At 37.4% G+C, this 18,554-nt stretch carries 17 protein-coding genes and 1 tRNA gene; 17 read left to right on the top strand and 1 reads right to left on the bottom strand.

The annotated features are described in order from the left end of the window. Positions 1 to 5: 5 nt before the first annotated feature. Positions 6 to 572, top strand: a complete 567-nt coding sequence (locus FGK96_RS08255; RefSeq protein ID WP_420031107.1) for a TIGR01440 family protein — start codon at positions 6 to 8, stop codon at positions 570 to 572. 70 nt (positions 573 to 642) lie between these two features. Here the strand turns inward: FGK96_RS08255 and FGK96_RS08250 are convergent, their stop codons facing one another. Then, positions 643 to 1,485 carry a mechanosensitive ion channel family protein gene (locus FGK96_RS08250; protein ID WP_138082989.1) on the bottom strand — a complete coding sequence of 281 codons (843 nt, stop codon included), beginning with the start codon at positions 1,483 to 1,485 and terminating at the stop codon, positions 643 to 645. Between the two features lie 178 nt (positions 1,486 to 1,663). Here FGK96_RS08250 and tig point away from each other — a divergent pair, with 178 nt between their 5' ends. The 16 genes from tig to FGK96_RS08170 all read left to right on the top strand — a co-directional run bounded on the left by tig (position 1,664) and on the right by FGK96_RS08170 (position 18,511). Continuing rightward, positions 1,664 to 2,947: a trigger factor gene (gene tig / locus FGK96_RS08245; protein WP_138082986.1), complete on the top strand. Its 1,284-nt coding sequence runs from the start codon at positions 1,664 to 1,666 to the stop codon at positions 2,945 to 2,947. 76 nt (positions 2,948 to 3,023) lie between these two features. Then, entirely contained in the window at positions 3,024 to 3,698 is a 675-nt protein-coding gene (locus FGK96_RS08240) for an HAD family hydrolase (RefSeq protein WP_138082984.1), read from the top strand. A gap of 76 nt (positions 3,699 to 3,774) precedes the next feature. After that, the gene (gene rpoE / locus FGK96_RS08235) at positions 3,775 to 4,329 is read left to right on the top strand and encodes a DNA-directed RNA polymerase subunit delta (RefSeq protein ID WP_138082982.1); all 555 of its coding nucleotides are present in this window, start codon (positions 3,775 to 3,777) and stop codon (positions 4,327 to 4,329) included. 265 nt (positions 4,330 to 4,594) lie between these two features. Then, entirely contained in the window at positions 4,595 to 6,199 is a 1,605-nt protein-coding gene (locus FGK96_RS08230) for a CTP synthase (protein WP_138082980.1), read from the top strand. Positions 6,200 to 6,262: 63 nt separating this feature from the next. Beyond that, a complete protein-coding gene (locus FGK96_RS08225) occupies positions 6,263 to 8,020 on the top strand; it encodes a sensor histidine kinase (protein ID WP_138082978.1) in 1,758 nt (585 codons plus the stop codon). Continuing rightward, a complete protein-coding gene (locus FGK96_RS08220) occupies positions 8,017 to 8,748 on the top strand; it encodes a LytR/AlgR family response regulator transcription factor (RefSeq protein WP_138082976.1) in 732 nt (243 codons plus the stop codon). The genes FGK96_RS08225 and FGK96_RS08220 overlap by 4 nt, the downstream gene beginning before the upstream one ends. 160 nt (positions 8,749 to 8,908) lie before the next feature. Next, positions 8,909 to 9,352, top strand: a complete 444-nt coding sequence (gene lrgA / locus FGK96_RS08215; RefSeq protein WP_138082974.1) for an antiholin-like murein hydrolase modulator LrgA — start codon at positions 8,909 to 8,911, stop codon at positions 9,350 to 9,352. Continuing rightward, positions 9,352 to 10,059 (top strand): antiholin-like protein LrgB, encoded by a 708-nt coding sequence (lrgB, locus tag FGK96_RS08210; protein WP_138083522.1) that lies wholly within the window; start codon positions 9,352 to 9,354, stop codon positions 10,057 to 10,059. Before lrgA ends, lrgB begins: the two co-directional genes overlap by 1 nt. Before the next feature lie 61 nt (positions 10,060 to 10,120). After that, positions 10,121 to 11,047 carry an alpha/beta hydrolase gene (locus FGK96_RS08205; protein ID WP_138082972.1) on the top strand — a complete coding sequence of 309 codons (927 nt, stop codon included), beginning with the start codon at positions 10,121 to 10,123 and terminating at the stop codon, positions 11,045 to 11,047. 53 nt (positions 11,048 to 11,100) lie between these two features. After that, a tRNA-Leu gene (locus tag FGK96_RS08200) sits at positions 11,101 to 11,186 on the top strand. Positions 11,187 to 11,360: 174 nt separating this feature from the next. Continuing rightward, on the top strand, positions 11,361 to 12,242 hold the full coding sequence (locus FGK96_RS08195) for a class II fructose-bisphosphate aldolase (RefSeq protein ID WP_138082970.1): 882 nt from the start codon (positions 11,361 to 11,363) through the stop codon (positions 12,240 to 12,242). A gap of 361 nt (positions 12,243 to 12,603) precedes the next feature. Beyond that, positions 12,604 to 13,701: a thiamine pyrophosphate-dependent dehydrogenase E1 component subunit alpha gene (locus tag FGK96_RS08190; protein WP_138082968.1), complete on the top strand. Its 1,098-nt coding sequence runs from the start codon at positions 12,604 to 12,606 to the stop codon at positions 13,699 to 13,701. A gap of 1 nt (position 13,702) precedes the next feature. Next, positions 13,703 to 14,680, top strand: coding sequence for an alpha-ketoacid dehydrogenase subunit beta (locus FGK96_RS08185; protein WP_138082966.1), 978 nt, complete (start codon positions 13,703 to 13,705; stop codon positions 14,678 to 14,680). Between the two features lie 12 nt (positions 14,681 to 14,692). Continuing rightward, positions 14,693 to 16,033: a dihydrolipoamide acetyltransferase family protein gene (locus tag FGK96_RS08180; RefSeq protein ID WP_138082964.1), complete on the top strand. Its 1,341-nt coding sequence runs from the start codon at positions 14,693 to 14,695 to the stop codon at positions 16,031 to 16,033. 4 nt (positions 16,034 to 16,037) lie between these two features. Further along, complete coding sequence (gene lpdA / locus FGK96_RS08175) at positions 16,038 to 17,450, top strand: dihydrolipoyl dehydrogenase (RefSeq protein WP_138082962.1); 1,413 nt, start codon at positions 16,038 to 16,040, stop codon at positions 17,448 to 17,450. Positions 17,451 to 17,461: 11 nt separating this feature from the next. Beyond that, complete coding sequence (locus FGK96_RS08170; protein ID WP_138082960.1) at positions 17,462 to 18,511, top strand: PTS transporter subunit IIC; 1,050 nt, start codon at positions 17,462 to 17,464, stop codon at positions 18,509 to 18,511. Positions 18,512 to 18,554 lie beyond the last annotated feature (43 nt).

The following is an 18,554-nucleotide window of genomic DNA, read 5'->3' as shown; positions in this document are numbered from 1 at the left end:
TACTGATGATTGATTATAAGGAATTGGCTAAGGAAACCCTAGAAATTTTGAATGACGTTTTAGATAAAAGTAATATTAAGTCGGGACAGGTTTTTGTTTTAGGTTTATCGTCAAGTGAAGTTAAAGGTGGCTTGATTGGTAAGGAGTCAAGCCTTGAAATTGGTGAGGTTATCGTCAAAACGCTTTTGGATGAACTATCTACTCGAGGGATTTATCTAGCTGTTCAAGGATGCGAACATTTAAATCGTGCTTTGGTTGTGGAGGAAAGCCTTGCAGAAGCTAAAGATTATGAAATTGTAAATGTTTTGCCTAGTCTTCATGCTGGTGGTAGTGGCCAGTTAGCTGCTTTTAAATACATGTCCAGTCCTGTAGAGGTTGAAGAAATCGTGGCTCATGCTGGTCTGGATATAGGTGATACCTCGATTGGGATGCATGTAAAAAAAGTCCAAGTTCCAATTGTCCCAATCAGAAGAGAGTTAGGGGGAGCTCATGTAACAGCTCTGGCTAGCCGACCTAAATTAATTGGAGGGGCACGGGCAAGCTATAAAGCAGACGCTATTCGAAAAAATTAAAAACCTAATGAACAGAAGAGGGTTAAAGTTGATATAATAATCAATTTAGCCTAGCTGTTCATTAGGGTTTTTATTTGGTAGGTATTTGAAGGGTGTTAGAAGTTGGTAAAACAATTCCCTCTTTCAGAAGAGCTTCTTGATACTTTTGATAAAAGGTATGATAAATAAGGTATTGTTGCCCATTTTCTGTGAATATTGCCACCTTAAACGAAAATTGCCCATTAGCCGTAATCTGAGGCCCTAAAATAGTTGGTCTATCAACAATTTGAGGATAGTTTACGAGTTCAGCTTGATTCACGGCTTCAATAATTTTTGTTACTTTGTTTAAGTCTGTTGTTGAATATAGTGGAATTTCAATTAATGCTCGCATATTGCCACGAGACTTGTTACTAACGACTGTTATATTACGGTTAGGGATGAAGTGGAGTGTACCGTCAAATCCCCGTACTTGTGTTGTCCGGATACCGACACTTGAAATATTACCATCAATACTAGCAATTGAAACGGTATCTCCTACTTCAAATTGGTTTTCAAATAGGATAAAAAAACCATTGACAACATCTGAGAGAAAGCCTTGAGCGCCTAAACCAATTGCTACCCCAGCAATTCCGGCTCCTGCAAGTAAACTCGAGACAGGAATATTTAAGAGGCTTAGACACCAATATAGTAGCAGAAAATAGAGGAGATAATTGATCAAGTTATGAATTAATTTGGTTAAGGTTCGTTTGCGAGCTTGGCTTTGTCGGGAGAGGCTTAAGGATTTGAAAATGGCTTTTTCTAAAAAAGAGTTGGCTAATTGTTTAGCGATGGCAAAAAATATCAGTAGTAGTCCCAATGATATAAATTTTGAGATTAAAGAAAAGAGGAGTTCCTCAAGATTAAGATGATTGATATAATTGATTAAAAAAGTCATAGGTAGTCCTTTCTCATGTTGTTAGTTTATCAAAAATAAGACCAAATGGAAATGTCTAGCTTTAAAAAGTAGAAGTAAAAGGGATTGGCTCTACTTTCATACATAAAAAAACTTTAAAACAGCGCTGATTTATGATAAAATGAAGAGTATCTAAATTATTTTAAGGAGAAATGACTTAATGTCTACATCATTTGAAAACAAAGCTACTAACCGTGGCGTTATTACTTTTACAATTAATCAAGAAAAAATCAAACCAGCTCTTGATCAAGCTTTTAATAAAATAAAGAAAGATTTAAATGTACCAGGTTTCCGTAAAGGTCATATCCCTCGTCCAATTTTTAATAAAAAATTTGGTGAAGAAGTGCTTTACGAAGATGCTTTAAATATCATCTTGCCAAGTGCCTACGAAGAAGCAGTTTCAGAACTTGCTTTAGAAGTTGTTGCACAACCTAAAATTGATATTGTTTCAATGGAAAAAGGTAAAGATTGGGAAATCTCTGCTGAAGTTGTGACAAAACCTGAAGTAAAACTTGGTGACTATAAAGATTTAACTGTTGAAGTTGACCTTTCAAAAGAAGTTACAGATGAAGAAGTAGACGAAAAAATCGAACGTGAACGCAAAAACCTAGCAGAACTTGTTGTTAAAGAAGATGCTGCTGTAGAAGGCGACACTGTTGTTATTGATTTTGTTGGTTCTGTTGATGGTGTTGAGTTTGATGGTGGAAAAGGTGATAACTTCTCACTTGAGCTTGGTTCAGGTCAATTTATTCCTGGTTTTGAAGAACAATTGGTTGGTGTTAAAGCTGGCGAAACAAAAGATGTAAATGTTACTTTCCCTGAAAATTACCAAGCAGAAGATCTTGCAGGTAAAGATGCAAAATTCGTGACAACTATTCATGAAGTTAAAGCTAAAGAAGTTCCTGAACTTGACGATGAATTAGCTAAAGATATTGATGAAGAAGTTGAAACACTTGATGAATTAAAAGCTAAATACCGTAAAGAACTTGAAGCGGCTAAAGAAATCGCATATGATGACGCTGTAGAAGGCGCAGCAATTGAATTAGCTGTTGCTAATGCTGAAATTGTTGAATTACCAGAAGAAATGGTTCACGACGAAGTTCATCGTTCAATGAACGAATTCATGGGCAATATGCAACGTCAAGGAATCTCTCCAGAAATGTACTTCCAATTAACAGGTACCTCTGAAGAAGATTTACATAAGCAATATGAAGCAGAAGCAGATAAACGTGTTAAAACAAATCTTGTTATTGAAGCTATTGCTAAAGCAGAAGGTTTTGAAGCTACAGACGAAGAAATCGAAAAAGAAATTAATGACCTTGCAACAGAATACAATATGCCAGTTGAACAAGTTCGTTCACTTCTTTCTGCTGACATGCTTAAACATGATATCGCAATGAAAAAAGCAGTTGAAGTTATTACTGAATCTGCTAAAGTAAAATAAAAGAAACCTAAGCGGGTAATTGACAAAAGAGTCTGAAATATCTATTTCAGGCTTTTTATTAATCAAAAGGAGAGATATGTTAGAAGCTATCATTTTTGACATGGATGGGGTAATTGTTGATACTGAATATCTGGATTTTCAGTTACAAAGTGACTACATTAGGTCAATTGCAGTTGACCCTCTTTTCTTGGGTCATGAAGATTTTTCCGAACTGGTAGGTCGCTCTGGTCAAGATCTCTTAAAACGTATCCGTCGTTTGAGTCAAACTCAAGTTACAGATCAAGACATAACGTTTGCTTTAGAGAAGATTTCTGAAAAGAAATATAAAGCAGAAACTGTTAAACATTTATTCCGACAGGATATTCTTAAAATTAATTTATTTGCAAAAGAAAATCAAATGAAGTTAGCAGTAGCTTCTTCAACTTCTAAGAAATATATTATTCAGGTACTTGAAGCCTGTGGTATTGTAAAAGATTTTGATCTCATAGTCTCCGGAGAAGATTTTCAGGAAAGTAAACCCAATCCTGCTATTTATCGTCATGTTCTGAAAGAATTACAGTTAGAGGCGAAAAATACTATTGTCATTGAAGATTCTCCATCTGGTATAATGGCAGCAAAAGCCGCTGGTATAAGAGTTATAGCTTTCGAAGAAAAACGTCTACAGATTGATCAAACTGCAGCAGACGATGTGCTTGAAGATATGAATGCTATTTTCGAAAGAATAGTCAATATGGCTAAATCTAGTCAGTAAATAACTGATAAAAGCTTTGACGAATTAATAAAATTAGCGTAGAATAGTAAGGAATGATAAAATAAGGAGAATTGCCTTGAAATTAGACATATTTGCGGGACAAGAAAAAAGTGAATTATCAATGATTGAAGTAGCCCGCGCTATTTTAGAAGAGCGTGGCCGTGACAACGAAGTATATTTTAGCGACTTAGTCAATGATATCCAAACTTTCTTAGGAAAATCTGATGCTGATATTCGTCATGCTTTACCATTTTTCTATACAGATTTAAACACTGATGGATCATTTATTCCACTTGGTGATAACAAATGGGGTCTACGCTCATGGTATGCCATTGATGAGATTGATGAAGAAATTATCACACTAGAAGATGAAGAAGATGGTTCACCAAAACGTAAGAAAAAACGTGTTAATGCCTTTATGGATGGTGATGAAGACGCTATTGATTATAGCGATGATGATCCAGAAGATGAAGACTTTACAGAAGAAACTGAAGATGTTGAATACGATGAAGAAGATCCAGACGATGAAAAATCAGAAGTAGAATCTTATGATTCAGAATTAAATGAAATCATCCCAGAAGATGATATCGAAGAAGTTGAAATCAATGAAGAAGATGATGAAGAAGAATAGAGTTTGATTCCTTTATAAGGCAACTAATATTATTACTCTCATTAAATCGATATTTTATTTGACAAATATGATGATATAGTTTATATTATTATTCGGGCACCTCTTTAAGAGGTCGATTAAGGCTCCCTATTACTAGGGGGCTATTTTTGTTTTTTTCATCATGGAAAATTTCGTGCTTTTGACCATTCTCAATTAAGAGTGTTATTCCCCTTGTCAAGGGTATTGGAGATGAACATGATTCAAAAAAATTTTATAAGGAGTATTAATGACAAAGTATATTTTTGTAACTGGTGGTGTAGTTTCATCAATTGGTAAAGGGATTGTTGCAGCAAGTTTAGGTCGTTTATTAAAGAACCGCGGGTTAAAAGTAACTATTCAGAAATTCGATCCCTACATCAATATTGACCCAGGGACAATGAGTCCATATCAGCATGGAGAAGTATATGTAACGGATGATGGCGCTGAGACTGACCTTGATTTAGGGCACTATGAACGTTTTATTGATATTAATTTAAATAAATATTCGAACGTTACAACAGGTAAAATATACAGTGAAGTATTGCGTAAAGAGCGTAAAGGCGAGTATTTAGGCGCAACAGTTCAAGTTATTCCACATATCACAGATGCCTTAAAAGAAAAGATTAAAAGAGCAGCTACAACAACCGATTCGGATGTTATTATCACAGAAGTTGGTGGAACAGTTGGGGATATTGAAAGTTTGCCATTCTTAGAAGCTCTCCGTCAAATGAAAGCCGATGTGGGTTCTGATAACGTTATGTATATCCACACGACCTTGTTGCCTTATCTTAAAGCTGCTGGCGAGATGAAAACGAAACCGACACAACACTCAGTGAAAGAATTGCGTGGCTTAGGTATCCAGCCTAATATGCTTGTTATTCGTACAGAAAAAGAAGTTGAAGATGGTATTAAAAACAAGTTAGCACAGTTTTGTGATGTTGAACCAGAAGCTGTTGTTGAATCACGTGACGTTGAACATCTCTATCAAATTCCATTGAATTTACAAGCTCAAGGTATGGATCAAATTGTTTGTGATCACTTGAAATTGGATGTTCCAAAAGCAGATATGACTGAGTGGACTGCTATGGTTAATAAGGTTATGAACCTTGAAAAAACAACTAAAATTGCACTTGTTGGAAAATATGTTGAATTACCAGATGCCTACTTATCCGTTGTTGAAGCTTTGAAACATTCAGGTTATGAAAATAACACAGCAATTGATTTAAAATGGGTAAATGCCAACGATTTGACAGCTAAAAATGTAGCATCCTTACTGGGAGATGCTGATGGTATAATTGTACCTGGAGGCTTTGGTCAACGTGGCACGGAAGGTAAAATTCAAGCTATTCGTTATGCTCGTGAACAGGATATTCCAATGTTGGGTATTTGTTTAGGTATGCAACTAACTTGTGTTGAATATGCTCGAAATGTTTTAAATTTAGAAAATGCTAACTCTGCAGAACTTGATCCAGAAACCCCTTACCCAATCATTGACATTATGCGTGATCAAATTGATATTGAAGATATGGGTGGCACCTTACGTTTAGGTTTATATCCGTGCAAGTTAAAATCTGGTTCAAAAGCTGCAACTGCTTATAATAATCAAGAAGTTGTTCAAAGACGTCATCGTCATCGTTACGAGTTTAACACTAAATTCCGTTCAGAGTTTGAAGCTGCAGGTTTTGTTTTCTCAGGTGTTTCACCAGACAACCGCTTGATGGAAATTGTTGAGCTACCAGAGAAAAAATTCTTTGTTGCAGCCCAGTATCACCCAGAGCTTCATAGTCGCCCAAACCGTGCTGAGGAACTTTATACGGCATTTATTACCGCAGCCGTTGAAAACAGCAAGTAAATATTATTATAAACTTGAAAGTGATTTCAAAACAGTGTTATAATAACCCAAAGAGGTTATGCTATGATTACACTATTTTTACCCCTGCTTGAAAGAGTTGGGTTGATCATTCTATTGGCTAATCTATTAATGATTATCCCTTTTTATAAGCGGATGATGTATCACCGCGATTCTTTACGGGTACGTTGGCTTCTGATTCTGACCTTTAGTGTTTTTGCTATAATTAGTAATTTCACTGGGGTTCTTGTCAATGCACCTTATGATATCGGAAATGGAGGCTTAGTCAATCTGTCGTCTCACACCTCCATTGCCAATACAAGGACTTTAACCATTGGGATGTCGGGGTTAATAGGCGGCCCCTTTGTCGGCTTTTTTGTCGGTGTGATTTCAGGAAGTGTGCGATGGTTCCAAGGAGGAAATGCGCCTTATACATACTTTGTTTCCTCGGTTTTAATTGGGATTTTTTCTGGTCTACTAGGGCGTATGAGCTTACGCAGAAAAAGCTATCCAGCTGTCTGGCAAGGGAGTTTATGTGGAGCATTAATGGAAATTGTCCAGATGCTTTGCATCTATCTTTTCTCACCCGACAAGACACAAGCGGTAGAATTAATTAAAATCATAGCTATTCCTATGGTGTTTGTTAATGCTTTAGGAACAGGACTTTTCTTGTCAATTATTCTTGGAACGTTGAGGCAAGAAGAGAGCATGAAAGCTATTCAGACACACGATGTTTTAGCTTTGACGAATACAACTTTGCCTTATTTTCGTCAAGGGCTAACGCCAGAATCAGCTCAAAAAGCAGCCCTTGAGATCAAAAAATTTATGCGGGTTTCTGCTGTAAGTGTCACCAATAGAACCTCTATTTTAGCTCATGTGGGTGCTGCTAGTGACCACCACATCCCAGCTAAGAAAATTATCACTGATTTATCTAAAGAGGTTATTGAAACAGGGCAGATTCATGTGGCTAAGCATAAGTCGGAAATAGGTTGTCATGTGCCAAATTGCCCTTTAGCTGCTGCAATCGTTGTTCCCTTATATGTAAGAGGAAAAGTGGCAGGAACCTTTAAACTCTACTTTACTGATGCAGATCGTCTAACTTATGTTGAAGAAGAATTAGCTGGGGGCTTAGGAAATATCTTTTCGTCGCAACTAGAGCTCGGCCAGATGGCTATAGAGCAAGCTTTACTTAAAGATGCCGAAATTAAGTCCTTGCAGGCTCAAGTTAACCCTCATTTTCTTTTTAATGCTATCAATACCATCTTTGCTTTAATGCGCATTGATGGTGAGAAAGCACGTCACTTGCTTCTTCAGTTAGGGAATTATTTCCGAGCTAATATCACTAGCACACGTCATAATATTATTTCTGTTGCGGAAGAATTAAAACACTTGAATGCTTATCTAGCTATTGAACAGGCTCGCTTTCCAGATCGTTTTGACATTCAAATGCGAATTCCTGAAAGCTTGCAACAAGCAGCCATACCACCATTTGTTATTCAAATTCTCGTTGAAAATGCCTTAAAGCATGCCTTTGCAGGGCGAAAAAAAGATAATCATGTCCGCGTAACGCTTTCTACTGATGACCAAATATTACACTTACAAGTTAAAGATAATGGGAAGGGTATTGCCTCTGATCTTCTTCCTAAGCTAGGGAAAGAAGTCGTTCCATCATCGCACGGTATGGGATCAGCGCTTGAAAATCTCAACCGCCGACTAATTAATCTATATGGAGATGCTTCACAATTAGTTATTAGTTCAAATGAACAAGGCTCTTGTTTTGACATATATTTACCATTACAATGGATTGAAGGAGATAGAGTATGAAAGTTGCCGTTATTGATGATGAACCACTAGCACGTATGGAACTGTCTTATCTACTGCAACAGACTCAAGAGGTAGAGAATATTTTTGAAGGGGAATCTATTGAAGATGCTTTTCAGATTATACTGACAGACCAACCAGATTTGCTTTTTTTAGATATTCATTTGACGGATGAAAGTGGCTTAGATTTGGCCAAACGCTTAACCAAGGTTCCTCATGCACCCCTTATTATTTTCGCGACAGCTTATGATAATCATGCTGTGGAAGCTTTTGAAGTTAATGCATTGGATTATATTCTAAAGCCTTTTGAAGAAACGCGAATCAAGAAAGCTATTGAAAAAGCTAAGCTGGCTTTAGAAGTTCAAAATGCTAATTATTTATCTCAGCCTAAAGCTGATAAAACAGTTGAACGTTTAACAATTGAAACGGACGAACGCATTTATTTGCTCCCATTTTCAGATATTATTTATTGTGAAGTTCAAGGAAAAGAAACGACAGTTTATACGAAAAAAGGTTCTTATACGAGTCATACCAGTTTATCAGCCATCGAAAAAAATTTGACATCCGACCGTTTTTTAAAGGTGCATCGTGCTTATATTATTAATCAAGAAGAGATAAAAGAGATTCAGCCTTGGTTTAATCAAACTTATCAGGTTACCATGTCTAATCAAGGAAAGGTTCCAGTTTCACGTTCCTATATTAAATCTTTTAAACAACAGCTAGGTCTCTAGTCTGTAACTTAAGCCAAAGAAAATGCATTTCATACTAAGGTGGAAGCCTTCTATTCTTAAAAGAGCTCATAGGGCTCTTTTTTGTCTATAATAAAGACAATAAAACAAGTTAGTCCGAGGGTGAAAAGGAGTCGCGTTATGAAAAAAAACATATTCAGTTATTTATCAAAGTGTATTAATTGGAACAATCGTTTTAATATCTAAATTTATTGAAAGTCTACTTCCAGTTACGATGCCTGCTTCTGTTATAGGTTTGGTCCTTATGTTTTTGGCTCTAAACTTTGATGTTATTAAGTTAGAACAAGTGGAGACAGTGGGAGATGCTTTGGTTAACAATATAGGTCTCTTCTTTGTTCCAGCAGGCATCTCAGTCATTAAATCACTTGGTTTATTACAAGCCCATTTCATTTTAGATATGATTTTAATCTTTGCTTCAACCTTAATTCTACTAGTGGCAACAGGTTGGATGACTCAATTAATCTTTCAACTTAATACAACTTCAATATTCAAAAAGAGCTCTGCTTTTAGTCAAACACAGGAAAGAAATAGTAAGGTTATAGCAAATAGTAAGGCTTTTGCAAATAAGAAAAAGGAGTCAAGATGATGGAAACATTTATTCAATTACTTAAAGTGTCGCCAATCTTTGGTGTTCTATTATCAGTAGGAACATTTTTCATCGGTCAGATATTATTTAAGAAGACTAAGGGCTTCTTCTTATTTGCTCCACTTTTTGTGGCCATGATTTTGGGGATTGCGACCTTGAAAGCCACTGGTATTAGCTTTGATCAATACAATAAAGGTGGGCAAATTATTGCTTTTTTCCTTGAGCCTGCTACAATTTGCTTTGCTATTCCTCTCTACCGTAAAAGAGAAGTTTTAAAAAAATATTGGGTTCAAATTTTAGGCGGTATCACCTTGGGAAGTATCGTTGCTGTATATGGAATTTATGTTATTTCGACTCTTCTACAATTGGGTAGAGTTGTCACAGCTTCAATGTTACCTCAAGCGGCAACGACAGCTATTGCAATGCCGACTTCAATAGCTATAGGTGGCTCAGCTGAGTTAACGTCGTTAGCTTGTATTTTAAATGGTGTTATTATTTATGCACTGGCTAAGCCATTAATTAAGCTGTTTAAAATTAATGATCCAATCGCGCGTGGACTAGCTTTAGGAACAGCAGGGCATGCACTTGGTGTTTCAGCAGCAAAAGATTTTGGACAGGTGGAAGAATCAATGGGATCTATTGCCTTAGTTGTTGTAGGGGTGATTGTGACTGTAGTTGTTCCTATCCTAAGTAGTGTACTTCTCTAAATAATAAAAAAGAAAGGTTGCCCCCTTTCTTTTTTGACTAAAATAAGGTAAACTATTTGGTATGAAAATAATTCGATTATCAAAGTATTTAATGGTTATCCTCTTACTACTAACAACGATTAGTGTAGGAGCTAGTTACTATTTTTTCCATGTTGCTCAAATCCGGGAAGAAAAATCCTTTATTAGCAATGCTAAACGTGGTAAAGACAACCCTCTGTATACCAGTGAGCAAGCATTTAATGCTCTAAAAGTTGAAAAATATTCTTTGACTAATAGAGGAAAAAAACAAGTTGCTTGGTATCTACCTGCCGAAAAACCGTCTCAAAAAACGGCTATAGTTGTCCATGGCTTTTTAAATAGTAAAGCAGGGATGAAACCTTATGCTATGCTATTTCATGATTTGGGCTATAATGTCCTAATTCCAGATAACGAAGCACATGGTGAAAGTGAAGGTAATATCATAGGATATGGTTGGAATGATCGCCAGAATTTAATCGCTTGGACCAAGCAGTTGGTTAAGGCAGATCCGAAAAGTCAAATTACTTACTTCGGTTTATCCATGGGGGCTGCTACGGTGATGATGGCTAGTGGTGAGAAACTACCAGAACAAGTTGTCAATATTATTGAAGATTGTGGTTACAATAGTGTTTGGGATGAATTGAAGTTTCAAGCTAAAAAAATGTACAATCTCCCAGCTTTTCCTCTCTTATATGAAGTTTCTGCTATTTCAAAGATCAGAGCCGGTTTTACTTATGGAGAAGCAAGTGCCCAAGAGCAACTGAAAAAAAACCACTTACCAGTTCTATTTATTCATGGTGATAAAGATGATTTTGTGCCTACAAATATGGTTTATAATAATTATAAGGCGACATCAGGACCAAAAGAAATATATATTGCCAAGGGTGCTAAGCATGCACGAGCTTATGAAACTGACAAAAAACAATATGAAAAGGAAATTACAAACTTTTTGAAAAAATATCAAAAGTAAGGATTGACAGAAATACTCACAGCTGATATAATAAATGATGTTGCTGATGAGTAGCGGGGATGGCGGAATTGGCAGACGCGCAGGACTAAGGATCCTGTGACCGCTTTAGGTCGTGAGGGTTCAAGTCCCTCTCTCCGCATAATATTGAGTGAGTCTTTGACTCACTTTTTTTGTATTTAAAAAAGTTAAAATTGTGAAAAATTGAAAGGAGAAAGCGTTTTACCCTTTAGCAAGTACTAGAAATTTGGTGCTAATTATGCTAGAATGGACAATGTAAACGGGATAACCCGAAAAATTAGAGGAGGCCTAACAAATGGCAATCGTTTCAGCAGAAAAATTTGTACAAGCAGCTCGTGAAAACGGATATGCTGTTGGTGGATTCAACACTAACAACTTAGAATGGACACAAGCAATTTTGCGTGCAGCAGAAGCTAAAAAAGCTCCAGTTCTTATCCAAACTTCAATGGGTGCTGCTAAATACATGGGTGGTTATAAAGTATGTCAATCACTTATTTCTAACCTTGTAGAATCAATGGGTATTACAGTTCCTGTAGCTATTCACCTTGACCATGGTCATTATGAGGATGCGTTGGAATGTATCGAAGTTGGTTACTCTTCAATCATGTTTGATGGTTCTCATCTTCCAGTTGAAGAAAATCTTGCTAAAACTAAAGAAGTTGTTGAGTTAGCACATGCTAAAGGTGTTTCTGTAGAAGCTGAAGTTGGAACAATCGGTGGTGAAGAAGATGGTATCATCGGTAAAGGTGAACTTGCACCAATCGAAGATGCTAAAGCAATGGTTGAAACTGGAATTGATTTCCTTGCTGCAGGTATCGGTAATATTCATGGTCCATATCCAGCTAACTGGGAAGGTCTTACTCTTGACCACTTAGAAAAATTAGCGGCAGCTGTACCAGGCTTCCCAATTGTGTTACATGGTGGTTCAGGTATCCCTGATGATCAAATTAAAGCCGCTATCAAACTTGGTGTTGCTAAAGTTAATGTTAATACTGAAAGTCAAATTGCATTCTCTAATGCAACTCGCGAATTTGCTCGTAACTACGATGCAAACGAAGCAGAATACGATGGTAAAAAATTATTTGACCCACGTAAATTCTTGGCTCCAGGTATGAAAGCTGTTCAAGCAGCTGTCGAAGAACGTATCGACGTTTTCGGATCAGCAAACAAAGCATAATTTTAACTAAAAAATCACTTACAAGTTCTTGTGAAGCAATCTCTGATTGTGAACAAACAAAGCATCGTTTTAAGCAATAAATTGTTGAAAGTCCTAATTTAGGGCTTTCTTTTATAATCCTACCTTGAACTATAGTTTTAGCTACTGCAAGCAAACGATGATTGAGAGGAATCGATGATACTAAAGATCTCCAGTGGGAGGTCTTTTTTCTATAAAAAATTTTTTATCAAATAATACCTTAATAGCGGGTTAAGAGTTGGATGACTTAAGTTTGAACTATTACTTATAGCACTATAAGAAATAGGAAGTTTACTCTCAATCGAGAAAGCGCTATCATTATTTTGAAAGGAAGGAAGCAAACATGAAGATTAGTAAACTTAATTTTACGGAACTTGTTTCATCTTATGACGAAAAATTTCCAATTTATCACATTCTAGATGAAGAAGGAAAAGTGGATGATCAAGAAGCGATGGATCAAATTAGTAATGAAGAATTGCTTGCATTGATGGAGGCGATTACTTGGGGACGTGCCATTGATGAGCGTGTTATTCTTTTGAACAGACAAGGTGCTTTGAGCAACTATGCTCCTGGTGGCGGTCAAGAAGCTAGCCAATATGGTGCTGTTTTAGCTCTTGATAAAAATGACGTTTTTGCACCAACTTATCGTGATGTATTCCCTGGTGTAAAATTTGGTATGAAATTATCACAAGCTTTCTTGTGGTATAAAGGACACTATGTTGCTAACCAATATCCTAAAGATTTAAATATGTATTCTCCAAATGTTATCGTTGGTGGAACCACTATTCAGGCATTAGGGAATGGTATTGCAAAACGGATGAAAGGTGAGAAACAAATTGCTTTATCATTATGTGGAGATTCTGCTACATCACAAGGTGATTTTTATGAAGCTCTTAACTTTGCAGGTGTCTTCAAGGCTAATCTTGTTGCTGTAGTTCAAAATAATGGTTATGGTATCTCAGTTCCAACCTCACATCAGACCAAGGCTGCTACTCTTGCTCAAAAAGCGGTCGCAGCTGGAATTCCAGCTGTAAGAATTGATGGCATGGATCCTGTTGCAGTATATTATACCGTAAAGAAAGCGCGGGAATATGCTATTGAAAATGGTCCGGTGCTTATTGAAAATATGACCTACCGTTTTGGTCCCCATACCATGTCTGATGATCCTAAACGTTATCGTGCTGATGAAGAAGTTGAAGAATGGCGACAAAAAGATCCTCTTATTCGACTTGGAAATTATCTGACTGAAAAAGGATTATGGAGTCAGGAAAAAGCTGACGCTATATATGAAGATGTAAAGGTACAAGCGAAAGATGCTTTAGCAGAGATGGCAAAAACAGAGTCACAACATATTACAGAATTTTTAGAATTTATGTATAAAGATAAGCCACAAAATATTAGAGAACAAATTGCTTATTATCAAGCAAAGGAGGAAAACTAAGATGCCAGTTTTAACATTAGCACAAGCCGTTACAGAGGGGTTGCGTGAAGTGATGAAAAAACATGACAATGCCTTAATTTTTGGTGAAGATGTCGGTAAAAATGGTGGGGTTTTCCGTATCACTGCAGGAATGCAAGAAGAATTCGGTGAAAATCGCGTTTTTGATACACCACTTGCTGAATCTGGGATTCTTCAAATGTCTGTAGGTCTTGCTCAAGAAGGTTTCTTACCTATTCCGGAAATGCAGTTTTCAGGTTTCATTGTAGAAGCTATGGACGCTTTAATTGCGCAAATTCCTCGTCAACGCTACCGTTCAGGTGGCACCCGTAGTGCTCAAATTACTATCCGCGCTCCTTATGGTGGTGGCGTTCATACGCCCGAATTGCATTCTGATAGTTTAGAAGGTTTTCTATCTCAAATTCCAGGACTTCGTGTCGTTATCCCTTCATCTGCTTATGATGCAAAAGGATTAATGATTGCTGCTATTGAATCTGAAGATCCAGTCTTCTTCCTAGAACATTTACGTCTTTACCGTACTGTTAAAGATGAAGTTCCAGAAGGTTACTACACTGTTCCTCTTGATAAAGCAAATGTTGTTCGTGAAGGTTCTGACGTTACTTTAATTGGTTACGGATTAATGGTTCAATTAGCCCTTCAAGCTGCTGAAGAATTAGAAAAAGAAGGCATCAGTGCTGAAGTTGTAGACTTACGTACTGTGTCACCAGTTGACTATGAAACTATCCAAGCTTCTGTTGCTAAAACACATCGGGCAATTGTTCTTCAAGAAGCACAACGTCAAGCTGGTACTGCTGGACAAATCATGTCTGAAATCAGTGAACGTAATTTTATGGATTTGGATGCTCCTCTTGGACGCGTTACTGCTCCAGACACCATCTTCCCATTTGGTCTTGCTGAAGAAGATTGGATGCCAAGTGTTGAAGATATCGTTGCAAAAGCTAAAGAAACTGTAAATTTCTAGGGAGGAGACAGGATGTATCAATATATATTACCTGATGCTGGGGAAGGCACTCATGAAAGTGTCATCATGTCATGGACTGCAAATGTAGGTGATAAGGTTACCGAAGATGAGACATTATTAGAAATTGAGAGTGATAAAGCTGTTGTTGAATTACCTAGTCCAATATCTGGTTACCTCGCAAAAATCTATGTTGAAGCAGGAGATACTGGAATTGTTGGTGAACCAATTGCTGACATCGCTGAGACTGAAGAAGAATTAAAAGAATACTTGGCTGGTGGAAATAATTCAGCTTCAAGCCAAGATCAAGTTTCAGTATCAACTCCAAAAGCAGAAGCTTCTATTGAAGAAAAATCAGACGCAGAAGCTCCAAAACAAACAACGGTCGTTCAAGTAGATTCTTCAGTTGATGTGCGTCTTCTTGCTGTACCACGCGTTCGTAAATATGCACGCTCAAAAGATGTTGATTTACGTTTAGTAAAGGGCAGTGGAAACAATGGCAAAATCACTATGGAAGATGTCGATAATTTCTTGGCAAATGGCGGAGCAACACAGGTAGCACAAGTCCAAGAACAAACATCAGAAGTGCATGAAGGAGTTACTGAAGAAAAAGCAGTAGCCGCACCAAAAGTGACAAATGAAGAGTTTGCAGAAGTGGTAGAAAAAATGCCAGCAATCCGTCGGACGATTGCAGATGCTTTAGCGAAAAGCTCAAGCGAAGTTGCACAAGTTACAGTTTTTGATCAAGCAGAAGTTGATGCCCTTGTCGCTCACCGCAATAAGATGAAAGTCATCGCAGCAGAAAAAGGTATTAAATTGACCTTCACACCATACTTGGTGAAAGCATTAGTAGCAATGTTAAAGCGCTTCCCAGACTTAAACGTATCCATTGATATGGATAAAAACGAAATCAGTCGCCATCAATATTACAATATTGGTGTTGCAACAGACACACCTCGTGGCTTAATGGTACCAATGATTCGTAACGCTGAACGTAAGAGCCTATTTGATATTGCAGAAGAAATTTCTGAGATTTCACAAAAAGCGCGTGATGGTAAACTTGGAACAGCCGATATGGGCAAAGGATCGATCTCAGTAACAAACGTTGGTGCTGCGGCAACAGCAGGCGTTTGGTCAACACCAATTATTAATTTACCAGAGATTGCTATCTTGAACGTTGGTCGTATTGATAAAATCTTTATGCCTGATGCAGAAGGTAATCCAGTATTGAAGAATGTCATGAAAATTTCTTTCGCATTCGACCATCGCGCAATTGACGGTGTTTATGCGCAACAAGCTATTAACTTGCTTAAGTCTTACCTAAGCGATCCAGATTTATTGTTAGCAGAGGGGTAATAGCATGGTAGTAGGTGGATATACAAATGAAGTAGAAACTATTGTAATCGGTTCAGGTCCTGGGGGCTATGTAGCAGCTATTCGTGCAGCCCAACTGGGGCAAAAAGTTGTTATCATCGAAAAAGGAAATATTGGTGGCGCGTGTTTAAACGTTGGTTGTATTCCTTCTAAAGCCTTAATACAAGTTGGTCATGATTATGCCCATAGTAAAATGGCATCGCCATATGGATTAAGTTTTGGTGAAACTAGTCTAGATTTTGCCAAAGCACAAGCTTGGAAAGACAGTCAAGTTGTTTCTAAACTAACAATGGGTGTTGAAACTTTATTGAAAAAGAATAAAGTGACTATTGTTAAAGGTGAAGCGCACTTTGTTTCCAAAGATACCGTTTTTGTAACGCCAGAAGATGGTTTAGGTGAAGCTTACCGCTTTAAAAACGTGATTCTCGCTTTAGGAAGTCGTCCAATTGAATTAAAAGCTTTTCCATTTGGAGAAGATATTCTTGATTCAACTGGTCTCCTAAATTTGCAAGAGATACCTAAAGAATTAGCCATCATTGGTGGTGGTTATATCGGTATGGAATTAGCTATGGCTTATGCTAATCTTGGCAGCCACGTAACTATTTTGGAAGGCATGGACCGTGTATTAGGTGGGTTTGAGGCTGATTTAGTGAAACCAGTTCTTGATCAAGCAGCGCAGCTAGGTATGACCATTATTACGGGTGCTAAAGCTTCTCGTTACGAAAAAACAGCTCAAGGGATTGATCTATTCTACCAAAATGGGGATAAAGAAGAGAAAATCACTGCTGATAAAGTTGCGGTCCTTGTTGGCCGTCGTCCAAACACTGACAATGTTTCCATTGAACTTGCTGGTTTAGACTTAGACGAGAGAGGTCTCATTCCCGTTAATGAACAAATGCAAACTCAAGTGAAACATATTTATGCTATTGGTAACATTACAGCTGGTCCAGCTTTAGCTCACAAGGCTTCTTTTGAAGCTAAGGTAGCCGCCGAAGCTATTGCCCAAGTTGAGGGTGTTACTGCAGACTATCTTGTTATCCCAACAGTTGCTTATACACAACCAGAAATTGCAACAGTAGGTATGACCAAAGCTGCCGCGAAAGAAGCTGGTATCGATGCAAAAGTTGCAACATTTAGATTTGCAAGCAACGGTCGTGCTCTTTCAATGGCAAATCCTGAAGGTTTTGTTCGTTTAATTTCAGATAAAAAGGATAATAGAATTATTGGTGCCCAATTAGTAGGTCCTGGCGTGAGTGAGTTAGTTGCAGAAATAACTTTAGCTATTGAAAATTTATTAACAGCTGAAGATATTACACTAACCATTCATAATCACCCAAGTTTAGCTGAAACGATTATGGATACAAGTGAAATCCTACTAGGACACGGAATTCATCAATAGAGGAATAGAAAATGGAAAATAAATTAACAGCAAAAGCATTCACCATGAATGTTTTAAATGGAATTGCGCTTGGAGCGGTAGTTGTGCTCATTCCGGGAGCCTTACTTTCCGAATTAGTGAAATCACTAGTACCTTCATTACCCTTTTTAAAGCCATTAGTATGGGGACTAGGTATGTCCAACTCAGTAATGGGCTTGGTTTGTGGTGTCATGGTTGGTATGAATTTTAAATTCAATCCCATACAATCAGCATCTCTTGGTTTAGCAACACTTTTTGCCTCAGGTGCTATTTCAGCCAAGAATGGCATGATTATGATGCAGGGTACTGGGGACATCATTAACATGATGATTACTGCTGCTATTGGAGCAGGTTTTATCTTGTTAGTGGGAAATAGTTTGAAAGCTTATACTATTTTAGTTATTCCGCCACTTATGATGTTAGTAGTTGGTTTGATTGGACGTTTTCTCCTTCCCTATGTCTCAATGATTACGAAGCTGATTGGTATAGGAGTTGCCCAATTGCTCACTTTACAACCACTGATTATGTGTATCTTGTTGGCGATTGTTTTTGGTTTCTTAATTGTTACTCCTATCACAACAGTAGGGATTGCCCTTGCTATATCACTAACTGGAATAGGTTCAGGTGCTGCAAATGTAGGTATCTGTGCAACAGGATTTGGCTTTGCTATTCTTGGTTGGAGTGTTAATACCCATGGCACAGCAATTGCCCATTTCATTGGCTCTCCAAAGATTTCAATGCCTGTTTGGGTTAAGAATCCTAAAACCTTATTACCTATTATATGCTCAGCAGCTGCTTGTGGAATACTGGCTTACCTCTTTAATATCAAAGGTACACCGATGAGTGCTGGATTTGGTTTTAGTGGTTTAGTAGGTCCAATTAACCATTTAAATCTTGTAAAGGGCGGCTGGTCAGCAATGAATATTTTGAGTGCTTTATTAGTCTTTATTGGTGGTCCAGTAGCATTTGGTTTTTTATTTAAACATCTCTTTATGAATGTTCTACATCTAGTAAAACCAGAAGACTATAAACTTGATATTTAGTGGTAAATTGGGATGTTAGAGTTCACTCCTTGTCAACTAAATG

The organism is Streptococcus porcinus (assembly GCF_901542335.1).
Classification (GTDB): Bacteria; Bacillota; Bacilli; order Lactobacillales; family Streptococcaceae; genus Streptococcus; species Streptococcus porcinus_A.
Note: the sequence above shows the minus strand (reverse complement) of the source record. Positions and strands in the feature narration are given on the sequence as shown.